The sequence below is a fragment of the Calothrix anomala FACHB-343 genome (assembly GCF_014696435.1).
In the GTDB taxonomy this organism is placed as follows: Bacteria; Cyanobacteriota; Cyanobacteriia; order Cyanobacteriales; family Nostocaceae; genus Aulosira; species Aulosira anomala_A.
On record NZ_JACJQG010000003.1, the window covers coordinates 97,016 to 111,196 of the forward strand.

Sequence of the window (14,181 nt, forward strand, 5' to 3'; positions counted from 1 at the left end):
TAGCCGAGTAATCACCGTATAGTTGCTGAGGCTATCACTATTGAAAGTGCAATAATATCGATTTATTAAGAAAACCTGGTGCAAACATACAATTAGTCAAGAGTCCATAGCTAAAAATCTATCGACTATTGACTAAACTTTATTTGTATAGGAATAAAATTATTGTGACTTTTAACTGAACTCAAGGATGGTAATACTGGCAAAGTTCTAAAATTAAGAATATTAAAACTAATTGAGGAAGTTATGGCTGCAAAAGTAGAAATTTATACCTGGAGGACTTGCCCATTTTGTATCCGCGCTAAAAATTTGCTAATTACCAAGGGTGTTGAATTTATTGAATACAGCATCGATGGTGATGAGGTAGCAAGGGATAAAATGGCTCAAAGAGCAAATGGAAGACGCTCTTTGCCTCAAATTTTCATCAACGATGATCATGTTGGTGGTTGTGATGATATTCATGCTTTAGATCGTCAAGGGAAGCTAGATGAGTTACTCGCAGCTGGCAATAGTGTATAGAGGGATGATGGATGAAAATTACGCTTTATTTATTACAGAAGGAAGTGTAAATCAGCCTGAACATCAAGGGATAATGTAAATTGAATAACTTTAAATTTCCTGGTGCTTGAGGCAAAAAGCGTGAAACTAGCTTTTATCATCGATCCCATCCATCAGCTCGATCCATGTCACGATACTAGTGTTGCCTTAATGGAAGCAGCGCAAATACTCGGACATGAAGTGTGGATAACGCAGGCTAATCTGTTGACTGTAGTAGAGGGAAAAGCCTGGGCTATTTTACAGCGCGTAGAAATTACTCCAGTTCAACTGGTGGAAGGACGCTATTTTGCAGCAAATCCTTGGTACAAGTTGAGCAATGCAGAAAGCTTGTTGACTTGCTTAGAAACAATGGATGCTGTTTTTATGCGGACAGATCCACCAGTGAATGATGCTTATCTCTATGCAACTTACATTTTGGATTACATCGACCAAAACAAAACCTTAGTCATTAACAGTCCCAAAGGTATCCGAGGGGCGAATGAAAAAATGTACGCCCTCCAGTTTACCGATGTAATTCCCGAAACAATAGTAAGTGCTGATAAGGTGGTTATCCGCAATTTCTTAGAAGCAAAAGGCGCAGCAGTGCTAAAGCCACTAGGAAATAAAGCTGGGGAAGGGATTTTATTTTTACAACCAAGCGATCGCAATTTTAACTCTATTGTCGAACTCAGCACTTCTCAAGGTCGAGTACCAGTAATGGTACAAACCTACCTACCACAAGCAAAAGAGGGAGACAAGAGAATCATTCTTCTCAATGGCGAACCCATTGGCGCTCTCAATCGCCTGTCTAGCAGTAGTGACTTTCGCAATAATATGGCTACTGGTGGTACAGTGGCAAAAACGGAAATTACCGCCAGAGAGCAGGAAATTTGTAGACAATTAGCCGACAAATTACGCCAAGACGGCTTAATTTTTGTGGGTATTGATGTGATTGGCGGTTACCTGACTGAAGTGAATGTTACTAGCCCAACTGGAGTTAGGGAAATCGACAGACTAGATGGTACTAACCTTGCTAGTCAAGTTATTCAATGGGTTGAGCAAACGCTACAAGATAACGCAAACAAATAACTAATGACAACTGAACTATCAATAAAAATAATTTAGTTTCTGGAGTTTTTTAGTTTCTTCTACTTTAGGGAAGCCTATGCCTATGTAATTTCCCGATCGCACAGCGAAAATACATACAAGTGAGAGCAGTTGTAGTGGGGCTAGTCTTCCCGAATTTTCAGCAAATAATTTCTATTTTCGCTATTTTATCCCATACAAAATTGAGGACATCTGAGTTAGCAGACTCATGCCCAATTTCATCAGGTTTGGGGTTAGGGTTGAGGAGTTTCGTCACTAATTAGCAATCTTAGTGATGGAACCGAAATAATTTACTCTTGATTGGCATCAACTCCATACCTAACACTTTCTATACTGTCTTTAGTTCGACCTGAGAATTAATTTGGCGATCGCTTAATTTTTCGGTTGGTTGCGTCGCCGTTGCAGAAAATCAGGAATATCTAAGACAGGTTTTTCTTTGGGTTCGGGAATAGGAGAAGGTGGGCTAACAGTTGGCGGCTGTTGTGATACCGGTCTTCTGGGTGGCGGTGTGGTGACTCTGTTGTTAGCAACTGTTTGTTGTGGTGCTGCTTGTGGCTCACCTGTAAACCCAGTTGCAATTACAGTAATCCGGACTTCTCCTTGGAGTCTGTCATCAATCACCGCACCAAAAATAATATTGGCGTTGGGATCGACTACTTCATAAATTGTTTCCGCCGCAGCGTTGACTTCATGCAAGGTGAGATCGCTACCACCAGTAATGTTAAATACAACTCCTCTAGCTCCTTCAATCGAACATTCGAGTAATGGCGAAGAAATAGCCGCGATCGCCGCTTCTCTAGCTCTTGATTTTCCAGAACTCACGCCGATTCCCATTAATGCCGATCCCGCATCAGCCATCACAGCTCGCACATCCGCAAAGTCAACGTTAACTAAGCCAGGGATCGTGATGATATCAGAAATACCTTGTACCCCTTGACGCAGGACATCATCTGCATAGCGAAAAGCTTCTTGTACTGGTGTTTGTTCGGGGATCACTTCCAACAGCTTATTGTTAGGGATGATAATTAGCGTATCTACCCTACTTTTCAGACCTTCAATTCCTTGCTCTGCTTGACTGGTACGGCGTCGTCCCTCAAATACAAATGGACGTGTCACCACACCAACTGTCAGCGCGCCCATTTCTTTGGCTACTTCTGCAACGATCGGCGCTGCGCCAGTTCCCGTACCACCGCCCATACCAGCAGTGATGAATACTAAGTCAGCTCCTTCTAAAGCTGTAGCTATTTCATCTCTCGACTCCTCTGCTGCTTTCTGTCCAATAGCCGGATTACCGCCTGCACCTAAACCGCGAGTCAGTTTCTGCCCGATTTGTAACCGACTAGGAGCACCAGCTAAGGTAAGAGCTTGGGCATCTGTATTAATTGACCAAAACTCCACGCCACTGACATCAGACTCAATCATGCGGTTAACAGCATTACCACCACCGCCACCTACACCAATCACTTTGATGTTGGCAACTCTACCAGGAACAATCTCTCCAATGCGGTTACTTTCAGAGGTCATCTTTTTACCGTCATGATTTTGTCCAAAGTTCAGCCCTGAGTGATTAAAAGGATTGGTCGAGTTAACAGCCAGTGAGAACCCTGACTGTCCCACTGATTGGGAGTTTTTATAGGTAAGCCCTTGGTTATTATCAAGTGTCATTGGATTTGTGAAAGGTAGATAAACGACTTTTTCAGGTGTTACTCACCTAAGAGTCAACTATAGTTTGACACTGCCATAAATCATGACAGTGTTCTTTATTGTTCTCACTACTTCCAACCCTAACAGGATTGTCAGTGCGAAATTTCGCTACGGCATCAGCCAAGAACGCAGCCGATCGCACAACTAGTTCTAGAGAAGTATACCTATATTTACTTAAAAATGATCTGTATAACTTCAGTCTATGATTAATATTTTCAGTCTTAGGTTGGTAATTTAGCTTGATTGGAATTTGCTGTTGCCAATGGTTTTCTCCCGCGATTACTAAGAAATTAGAACGGTTACTAATTTTACAACTTACAGTATTGATTTTTTTTCTGGCGATCGCCACTCTCAAAATGTTAATTTTGTATATTTTATAATCTCCTTTCAAAGAAAAATACTGGTTAAAGAAATTATTACCAATATTAAATTTGACTAACTCACAAATACGCCAGTGTTTAAATATACATATAACTACAGTACAAGTGAATCTACACCCAAAATTACACTCAGAGCGTACAACTTGTAAAGACAGGTTGTCAGGCTTTGTGTCTGATTGAGAAATATTTTTAATAGGTTTCATCATTGGAGATGATTGCACCTGATTACACAAAATTTGCCCTCTACTTGTTAATGTTTAGGTTGCTGGTCAATGGATAGCAAACCTTGATTGATTAGCTGTTGAGTTTGTTAACTCACGTTGGTTGGAGAAATATTCTACCTTATAGAAATCGTTACTGGTGTCGCTGGCACAGATATCGCCAAATAGCTATCCAACTTAGATAGTTTAGGGTGAGGATAAAATGTCCCCAGTTTTCACCAACCAAAGCTGACGACACATAGGGTAAATTGTCACAAGAAAATCTCACAACAAAATACGAAAATCGCTCTTAAGAGTCAACCGTCAACCGTCAACAGTCAACAGTCAACCATCAACGCTATTTTCAAGTTAGCCATTCACAAGAAAATCTCACAACCAAACATGAAAATCTCTCTTTCCCATGCCCCATGACCAATGCCCCATGCCCATTTTCAAGCTAGTCTGGCGAAAACTTTCTACCCTATGGCTAAATGTTAAAGTAAAAATAGAGATGCTTTTACTGACTAGGGCAGGTTTTGTAAATTCCCCTCTCATGTTATTGGACAGTTAACGCTGATTGCCTGATTGGTCACTGAAATCTAAAAAAATAATTAATATATTCAGTAGCATATAATTTTTCAGTTATTCACAGCTTTGTATACATAAAACCAGCAACATTTGTTTAGGGAGTTCGGATATTTACCTTTAATTTTTTTTGGTTCAATTGTACTAAAGGATTTTCGGGGTTTTGAATATCAATGTATTCTATTTGGCTAGAATTCAACTTGCTAGGTAAATGGCGCATTTGAGCTAGCATTTTAATTTGTTCGGCTAAATGGGAGCTAGGCGGGCCTAAATGTACATTCCCTAGTTCTGTTTTCAAAATTAAATTTGTGGGATTTTGACAATCAATTTCTGTAACTTTGACGGAACTTTGACTCACAGACAGATAAAGTTGGCTCCAGTAAGGTAGATATTGTTCTGGTTTGCCAATGACTTTGAGACTAGGTAATGTACCAGTAGAATTCAACGCTCTGTATTTATCTAAAGGTATCCAAACTCCGTTAGCGTCTATTAAACCTACAGATTCTTGTTTGTTACTATTTTCAGTATTTGTACTGTGAGTAGCTTGAGTAAACGCTACAGGTACTCGTTCCTGGATTTCAATAATTAATCCTGGGGGGAACAGACGGCGCGTCACAATTGCTTGTGCAATGGTGGGTTGTCGCTTCAATGATTCTGCGATCGCAGCTGGTTGAATCCGCCATAAAGACTGAGGATAGGAAATAGCGAGTAGCGATCGCATTGTCTCCTCTGACAGTGATTGATTCGCTGATTTGACAGCAATTTGATTAGGCGAATTGAGTACCCACATTGGTTGAATTGCTATCCAAAGCAAACATCCTGCCAGACTACTAATAGCAAAGGTTCGCCAAATAGTCTGAATAATTCTCATCTGCTGCTGTCGCCGTAATTTTTGACGACGTTGGGCTAAATCCATACGGGACACTGATACTAAGCCAGCCATTAAAACCTCAATTGTGGGTGAGCGTCAAAATTATTGATACCTACGGGAGGGTCAATTAATTTTAGTAAACTCTGTTGGCATGTTGTAGCCTTGATTCTCAAGACTTTTTTCACGTTTGAGTAACAATCTACCGCAACTACATTAGGATTGTGGCACGAGGAAAAGCGAATCGAAAAGTTAGCGCTGCTAATTTTAATTCTCATGTAACCTTTTGACTGTAGGGTCACAGCCATTATCTGCTAAAAAATCTACAGTAGCCGTCTGAGAATATTTAATTTATTTGTATATATACATTCAACTTTATTAAGTATTAATGCTTAGGATTTCTGAGGGCGATCGCTACTTTTTTTCACTTCCTCAACTCTTTGTCAAGAGCTTAGTTTTCAACTTTTATTTATATACTTGACAGAGTCGATTTTGTCCTCATATTGTCAAAAGTCCAGAGTCAAAGGCTAACTTGGACTTGAAACTGCACCCCACAGATTGCATCTGGCACCAAAGTATTTATACAGAGTTAATAATTTTTCAATAAACATTAAATTTTTGCAATAAAACGAAAAACCAAGTTTATTAGCCTGTGTAAGCAAGCTTAATTTGTATCGCTCACTCTTATAGGGTGTAGGTGCAAGATATCAAACAGCCTTAACATCAATATATAAGTCTAGGCGCGTCAAAGCTGATTAATCGCAAAATATTACTAGGTAGCCGTTAGAACATATAGACATCTGAGTTTTTTTTGCAGATAATTACAAATTATTAATTTAAATATAAATATTTTTGGTGTTTGCCTTGACAAAAAAACTGCAAAATGATATGTATAGCAATCTGCGAGCAAATAGTAACTTTTTTTACATATAAACTTAGCTATTGCGCCTTTTGCCTAATCAACTATAGACCAGAGATTGTCAAAAGCTCAATAGCAGCTGTACAAATGACAGATACACATAACGTATAAGGAAGAACTAGCTTTCAGCAATCTACCGATATTTGTTTGTCGCGATGTCTTCAACAACTTTTTCGGAGAACGCCTTTGAGATCTGTCTTCCACTAGACAAAAATTGTCTATGCATTACTTACGTACCTCTATATTAGATAGAGATTTCGCGATAGCAAAAGATACAAAATAAAACCAGATCTAAATCTACATCTGCATCTACATGAGAACGACCCTAAATTTGTCACGGTTTTATAAAGCATGTAACCCTAGCTACACACTCAATATGGGTGATGTACTGGATAAGCAGTACTATATAGATTTTTCTGATGTACGTGGTTGCAAAATAGTTGAAGAACTACAACGTACTATCACCCGGATTTCGCCTGATGAGCCAACCTGCCAATTATTTACAGGTCATATTGGTTGTGGGAAATCCACAGAGTTACAGCGTCTCAAAGCAGAGCTGGAAGTAGCAGGATTTCATGTAGTTTATTTTGAATCCAGTCAAGACCTAGATATGGCGGATATTGATGTCAGCGATATATTGTTGAGTGTCGCTCGTCAAGTCAGTGTTAGTTTAGAAAAAATTGGTATCAAACTCAAACCGGGTTATTTCACCAACTTATTCAAAGAAATTGGGGATTTTTTACAAACTCCGATAGAATTATCTGGACAAGCAGAATTATCTCTAGGTATTGCCAAAATTACTGCCAAAACTAAAGATAGCGCCCAGATGCGCAATCAATTAAGGCAATATTTAGAGCCACGCACTAACAGTATTTTGCAAGCAATTAACGAGGAGATATTAGAAAAATCTGTTGAACAGCTCAAACAACGCGGTCAAAAAGGCTTAGTAGTCATCGTTGATAACCTAGATCGGGTGGATATGCGTCCTGTAGCTTCTGGACGCACCCAACCAGAGTATCTGTTTATTGACCGAGGAGAGCAGTTACGCCGACTCAAATGCCATTTAGTCTACACCATTCCCCTAGCCTTGATTTTTTCTAACGAGTACGAAACACTCAAAAATCGCTTAGGTGGAGGAATCGCGCCAAAAGTTTTACCAATGGTACTGGTGCGTCAAAGAAATGGTGAAGACTCAGAGCCAGGAATGTCACTTTTGCGCCAGCTGGTTTTAGCCAGAGCTTTTCCAGAAGTTCCTTGGGATGAAAGATCTGAATTAATTACAGATTTATTCGATGATCGAGATACCCTATGTCGGATATGTCGTGTCAGTGGCGGTCACATTCGTAACTTATTAGGTCTGCTGTACAGTTGCTTACAACGGCAAGATCCGCCTTTTTCTCGAGAATGCTTAGAAGCAGTCATCAAAGACTATCGAGATGACCTGTTGTTAGCTATTGATGAATATCAGTGGAAATTACTATTTGAAGTAGTGCAGCAGCAAAGCGTTAAAGGCGAGTCCGACTACCAAAGCTTACTACGCAGTATGTATCTTTTTGAATACCGAGATCCTCAAGGACGTTGGTTTGGTATTAGTCCCGCATTAGCAGAAACAGAAAAAGTCCTGACTTGGCAGCAAAATACATAAGCAATGCAAATCAATAATTAAAAAATATTGTCAAAAATTTGCACCCAAGGTAAACCATTCTGACTTCCTGCTCTATCTACAACCGTCTCCATAGCAGCTATCAATCTGTAGGTTAGATAACCAGCAAAATGGTACCCAATGCTTCTTAGCCATCACTAGTGGCTTGATTGACGCCACCCTGTACTAGCTACTCGTTGTAATTGTTCCCCAAATCCAAAACCTAGCATTGCTAAGTATTTCGGCTGCTTAATGTGTAATTTTTTCTTCTTTTATCGCCCTGGTTTTATTTATGACAAAGTGGCAATTCACAGCAGCTATCGTTAATGATAATCAACATGCTCTACAAAGGATGGTTCGGGCAATCAAGCTCTCTAAAGGCCAATTTGCTTTGATTTTAGTCCGATGTAATTATGGGCAATTACGCGAGCAGATGTTGGGTAATCTTCGCTTACTAACTAAAGATATTTATATTCGAGAAATATTTCTGCCACCATCAACGAATGCTTTACATACACAAATCATCAAAGAACTCTTTTTAGATCATCCTGTGGTGGCAAAAGACACTTTACCATCAGCTGTAATGGTTTTTGGGCTAGAGTCAATTCTTGCTCTAGATAATTTTTTGGCTGGTGTTAATCAAGCTAGAGACATTTATGCTGCTACTTTTCGATTTCCGCTAATATTTTGGCTACAAGATGACATCGCATCAATGCTATCAAGATTAGCTCCTGATTTTAAAAGTTGGGCAGCTACGACAATTAAATTTGAATTAGCTAAAGAATATTTAATTGCTTTAATCCGCCAAGAAACTGAATCTTTATTTGCGAAAGTTTTAGAGGCTGGTGCAGATAATTTTTTATCAAATGATGCTCTTGATTTAGCTCCCAAATCCCAAAATCGCCGAGAAATTGAGTCAGCAAGAAATGATTTACTGCGTCTATATGGAGTCAAATTAGAGCCAGAATTAGAAGCAAGTTTAGAATTTGTTTTGGGGCGCGATGAATACGCCAACGATCAAGTCGATAGTGCTTTATTTCATTATCAAAGAAGTTTGGAACTGTGGCAACAGGTCGGTTCTGAAGAAAGTGGATTTGGAGATTTACAAGAGAATTTAGAAGTATATTCTCCCCATCCACCAAAATTAGCTTCGCCACCACTTCTGCGACAAGCTGTGGTAGTTTTCCATCTTGGCTTGTGTTATCGGCGCATGGCAGACTTATACCAAGGTGCTGATAGTAAATACTGGCAAGATGCGCTGTTTTGGTTTAGAAAATGCTTAGAGATATTAGAAGAAGCACAAAGACAAGATTTAGTAGCTAAATTTATCTTACCTGCTTGCGAAATGCTGCAACGCTTACAAGAGTGGGAAGAATTAGAAGAATTGGCACAAAAATCTTTAAAGCTACATGAAAATTATGGTAATCAAGCCCAAGTTGCCCAAGATTACGGCTTTTTAGCAGATGTAGCCGCTTCCCAATCAAATTGGGTACTAGCCCATGAATTAGTCAACACAGCACTTTCGATTGCAGAACAAACCACAGAAGTTACCCGTCGCCAGGAAAGTTGGTATCTGTTAATGCTAGCCAGGACACAGAGGCATCTTGGGGAGTGGGAAGAAGCAATTAATAATTTAGAATGGGCTAAGGTAGTCTGTGAACTCCAGTATGAGCCATCGCTGTATTTAGAAATTTTAGAAGAATTGCGATCGCTCTACTTTTTTGAACGTCATGACTACACAGAAGCTTTTAGCCTCAAACAAGAAAAAATTCAAATAGAACATCAGTACGGTTTTCGCGCCTTTATTGGGGCAAGTCAATTACAGCCACAACGCTATCGAATTAACCCAGTACTGGAACCGCAAAAAATACCCTTCATTCCTGAGGAAGTAGCCCAGGAAATTGCTGCATCTGGACGCCAACAAGATATTAGTCGATTAATTGAACGCATTACTCGTGCTGACTATAAACTGACAGTGATTCACGGGCCTTCCGGTGTCGGTAAAAGCTCAATTCTCAAAGCAGGTTTAGTCCCAGCTTTAAAAGGAAAAGTCATCGGCGAACGCATTCCTTTACCGATTGTATTATCTGTATACACAGATTGGATAACAGCATTGGGGCGCAGTGTTAATCAAGTACTGACGGAAACAGAAATCTCGACTGCACCAGAAATTACCCCAACTATCCTCATTGAAAAACTCCGGTTAGCATCGGAACGCAATCACACAATTATTATTATTTTTGACCAATTTGAAGAGTTTTTCTTTGTCAGTACATCTCCTGAAAAGAAGATTCAATTTTATAAATTTTTTAGCGAATGTTTAAATATTGCCTTTGTTAAAATTATCTTAGCTATTCGAGAAGATTATTTACATTATTTATTAGAATTTGAACGTTTAAGTAAAGAAAATAGCGATGGCTTATACGATTTAGGTATCATTAATAAAAATATTTTAGATAAAGATATTCGCTATTTCTTAGGTAAATTTAACAGCAATGATGCTATTAATATTATCAAAAGTTTAACCCAACGTTCTCATTATGAAATTACAGATGAATTAATTAATCAATTAGTGCATGATTTAGCTGAAGAAGTAGATGAAGTCCATCCGATTGAGCTACAAATAGTCGGTGCCCAACTACAAACAGAAAATATTACTACCCTCGCCCAATACAAACTCTGTGGCGGCTCGACCAAACTAGTAGAACGCTGGCTAGAGGAAGTAATCAAAGATTGCGGTCAGAAAAATGAAGAGAAAAGTTGGAAATTATTATTTGAATTAACCGATGAAAAAGGTACAAGACCCCTCAAAACCAAAGCTGATTTGTCAGTTGCTCTTGGCAATAATTTGGCAACCATGTCTGATTTTGACTCGGCTTGGGAATTTATCTTAGAGATTTTGGTAGGTTCAGGGTTAATTTTACGCGAGCCAGAAGAATTAGGCGATCGCTATCAACTCGTTCACGATTACTTAGTGGAACCAATTCGCCAAAAAAATAACTATGGCATGGTTGCTGAACTAGAAAAAGTCAGAATTGAAAAAGACCGAGCTGAAGTAGCACAAAAACTATCTCAAGAACAACTCAATTTAGTTTTACAAAAGCGATTGCGAGAAGCCCGGATCGCAGGCGGGGTATTGGCAATCATGGCAGGGTCAATAGCCATATTATGGTGGCAAGCTGACTTACAAAGAAGAGCAGCAATTCTACAAAGCTTAAGGGCAGAACGTAGTGAAACTAACTTTAAAATCAGTGCTATTACTGCTGCCAGCGAAGCTCTATTTGCCTCCAATAAAGAATTTGATGCCTTGTTAGAAAGTTTACGGGCTTGGAACAGGCTAAAACTTTCAGAAGGAGTGCAAGCAGAAAATAAAATGCGGGTAGTAACAGCCTTGCAACAAGCTGTTTATGGTGTGAAAGAGCAAAATCGCCTAGAAGGACATAGTGATATTGTCTGGGGCGTTGCTTTTAGCCCTGATGGTAAATTGTTAGCCTCAGGTAGCACGGATAAAACAGTCCGAATTTGGCTGCCTAATGGAACTTTACTACAAACTCTCGCAGGTCATAATGATGCTGTCACCAGTGTCAGTTTCAGCCCTGATGGGCGCTTCCTGGCTTCGGTCAGTCTAGATAAAAATGTACTCATCTGGCGGAAAAATCCGACTACAGGGGAATTTGACCCACAGCCATACAAAACTTTGGAAGGTCATGGCGATTGGATTTATAGTGTCACTTTTAGTCCAGATGGGGAGTTATTAGCGACTGCTAGCAAGGACACCACGATTAAACTCTGGAGTAAAGATGGAAATTTAGTCAAAGTCCTTCGAGGACATCGGGGATGGGTTAACTGGGTAACCTTTAGCCCTGATGGACAATTTATTGCCTCAGCCAGTGAAGATAAAACCATAAAAATTTGGCGAAGAGATGGTAACTTAGTCACTACCTTGCAAGGACATAAACAAGGTGTCATGGCTGTCGCCTTTAGTCCTAACGGTCAAATAATAGCTTCTGGGGGTAGAGATAAAATCATCAAGCTTTGGCGCAAAGAAGACAATAACAGTAAAGATGGCTTTTATTTTCGTCCCAGTAAAACTTTACAGCAGAATAGCAAGACAATTTGGAGCCTAACCTTTAGTTCTGATGGTAAAAAGTTAGCCTCTGGCAGTGATGATAACACCATTAATCTTTGGAGTATCAAGGGTAATTTATTAGATACCCTCAAAGGACATAGTGACGCCGTATCCAGTGTTGCCTTTAGCCCAGATAACAAACTTCTAGCATCAGCTAGTTATGATAAAAGCGTGAAATTGTGGCGTTTAGACGCCCCAACAATACCCATCCTCAAAGGTCATCAAGCTAGAGTTTTAAGTGTCGCTTGGAGTCCTGATGGTCAAATGTTAGCCTCTGGTAGTAAGGATAAGACAATCAAACTCTGGGAACGAAATCCCAAAAGCAATGAAGCTAAAGTCCATCTTTACAAAACTTTGCAGGGACACTTAGATAAAGTTCCTAGTGTCACCTTTGACCCTAAAGGCGAGATTTTAGCCTCGGCTAGCCACGACAAAACCGTCAAACTCTGGCGACGCGACGGTACTTTATTAAAAACACTCTCAGGACATAGCGATAACGTTCTGAGCGTCAATTTTAGCCCGGATGGCGAGCTATTAGCCTCAGCTAGTAAGGATAAGACGATCAAACTTTGGAGCCGTGATGGTCGGTTATTGACAACTCTAGTAGGGCACAATGGATGGGTAAATAGCGTTAATTTTAGCCCAGACGGTCAAATTTTAGCTTCTGCTAGCGACGATAAAACCATCAAACTGTGGCGGCGTGATGGAACTTTACTAACCACTTTCTCGCCTCAAGATAGTTGGGTGTTAGGTGTCAGCTTTAGTCCTACTGACCAATTATTAGCTTCAGCTAGTTGGGATAACACAGTCAAGTTATGGCGGCAGGATGGTACCTTATTAAAAACCTTGTTAAAAGGCTATAGCGATAGCGTGAGCGCTGTGACTTTCAGCCCTAACGGTGAATTCCTCGCGGCTGCGAGTTGGGATCGTACAGTCAAACTCTGGAGCCGCGAGGGAAAATTAATTAAAACCTTGACTGGGCATCAGGGTGCAGTATTAAGCGTCAGTTTTAGTCCTGATGGGCAAACATTAGCTTCAGCTAGCGATGACAACACAATTATTCTCTGGAATTTGAATATTGATGACTTACTGCAGCGTGGTTGTAACTGGGTGGATGATTACCTCAAGCACAACCGCAACGTCGATCAGCGCGATCGCACTCTTTGCGAAGGTATCATCCCTAACCCCTAGTAACGCTGCCGAGAAATGTCAACAGTCAACAGTCAACAGTCAACAGTCAACAGTCAATTTTTCCTCTGTGCTGTCCTCTGGTTGCAAGTTGGCTAAAAAAGCTTGTAGCTTCATCCGCTCAATATAAGGCCAGCCACCCTCAGCCTCAATATCTTTGAGTAACGAGTAAAGTTGCTGACGATTTTCAGGTAAAGTTTCTTGAAAAGCGCCATCGCGGATTTCTCGGTGCAACTGCTCTAACTGCCGCAGCAGAGCCAAAATAGCTATCGAATTTTTTTGACAACTTTCTACTGCATCATACACCGTAGTTGTAATCGTTTCTAATTTAGAAGCCAATTTCTCTGTATCTAAGCTTCTGTCGTTGTTCATTCCAGCTTTTCCTAAAAATCAAGTCTACTCAAATTTACCGGAGATTTTTGGCTTTTACGGACGAAGGGCGATGTTATACCATTTCCCTTTGGGTGGTTGCTTGTTGCTCCTTAGTGGTTTCTACAAGGGCAGAGTATGACTAGATTAACCTGCGGATGCAACAGAATTGCGATCGCTTCTTAATCAAAGCTGTGAGCTTTCCGCCAGCCTCAAAATCAACTAAAGGCGATCGCAATCTTCTTAGTTAATACCAGATTGCTTTGATTTTGAGTTTCAAAAAATCGTATGATCTGGCTGATTTCCCTATTTAAACCAAGGGCTGTATGTAGTGGCGACACATACATCATACATAATGTCTAAAGCGATGCCACTTTTGCCATACGCTATAGAAAAGTACCAAGGGAATTTTCCCCTTTTCTTTTCCTGAAAGCTCAGGGCCAATACCGCTCTGTGTCTGGCCATACTTAACCTATGTGCCTAGACTCTACTCCATGCTGACTATCTCAAACCGATGCTGTGTACTGGCCAAACTAGGATTTCTATCCTAGAACCA

The 14,181-nt window shown here is 40.1% G+C and carries 8 protein-coding genes; 4 read left to right on the plus strand and 4 right to left on the minus strand.

The features are described 5' to 3' along the window. Positions 1 to 243 precede the first annotated feature (243 nt). Positions 244 to 516 carry a glutaredoxin 3 gene (gene grxC, locus H6G08_RS02255; RefSeq protein WP_190538676.1) on the plus strand — a complete coding sequence of 91 codons (273 nt, stop codon included), beginning with the start codon at positions 244 to 246 and terminating at the stop codon, positions 514 to 516. Between the two features lie 120 nt (positions 517 to 636). Further along, complete coding sequence (gene gshB, locus H6G08_RS02260) at positions 637 to 1,623, plus strand: glutathione synthase (protein ID WP_190538677.1); 987 nt, start codon at positions 637 to 639, stop codon at positions 1,621 to 1,623. A 390-nt stretch (positions 1,624 to 2,013) separates the two neighbouring features. Here gshB and ftsZ read toward each other — a convergent pair whose 3' ends face one another. The 3 genes from ftsZ to H6G08_RS02275 all read right to left on the minus strand — a co-directional run bounded on the left by ftsZ (position 2,014) and on the right by H6G08_RS02275 (position 5,453). Then, positions 2,014 to 3,306, minus strand: a complete 1,293-nt coding sequence (gene ftsZ / locus H6G08_RS02265) for a cell division protein FtsZ (protein WP_190538678.1) — start codon at positions 3,304 to 3,306, stop codon at positions 2,014 to 2,016. Between the two features lie 46 nt (positions 3,307 to 3,352). Further along, positions 3,353 to 3,736 (minus strand): hypothetical protein, encoded by a 384-nt coding sequence (locus H6G08_RS37305; protein WP_242046043.1) that lies wholly within the window; start codon positions 3,734 to 3,736, stop codon positions 3,353 to 3,355. Between the two features lie 871 nt (positions 3,737 to 4,607). After that, complete coding sequence (locus tag H6G08_RS02275; RefSeq protein ID WP_190538679.1) at positions 4,608 to 5,453, minus strand: cell division protein FtsQ/DivIB; 846 nt, start codon at positions 5,451 to 5,453, stop codon at positions 4,608 to 4,610. A 1,157-nt stretch (positions 5,454 to 6,610) separates the two neighbouring features. Between H6G08_RS02275 and H6G08_RS02280 the strand changes: the two genes are divergently transcribed. Together H6G08_RS02280 and H6G08_RS02285 are read left to right on the plus strand one after the other, a co-directional pair. Then, entirely contained in the window at positions 6,611 to 7,942 is a 1,332-nt protein-coding gene (locus H6G08_RS02280) for a P-loop NTPase fold protein (RefSeq protein ID WP_190538680.1), read from the plus strand. Between the two features lie 289 nt (positions 7,943 to 8,231). Beyond that, positions 8,232 to 13,259 carry a WD40 domain-containing protein gene (locus H6G08_RS02285; protein WP_190538681.1) on the plus strand — a complete coding sequence of 1,676 codons (5,028 nt, stop codon included), beginning with the start codon at positions 8,232 to 8,234 and terminating at the stop codon, positions 13,257 to 13,259. A gap of 39 nt (positions 13,260 to 13,298) precedes the next feature. On the opposite strand, the gene H6G08_RS02290 is transcribed toward H6G08_RS02285, so the two are convergent. Then, on the minus strand, positions 13,299 to 13,628 hold the full coding sequence (locus H6G08_RS02290; RefSeq protein WP_190538682.1) for a hypothetical protein: 330 nt from the start codon (positions 13,626 to 13,628) through the stop codon (positions 13,299 to 13,301). Positions 13,629 to 14,181 lie beyond the last annotated feature (553 nt).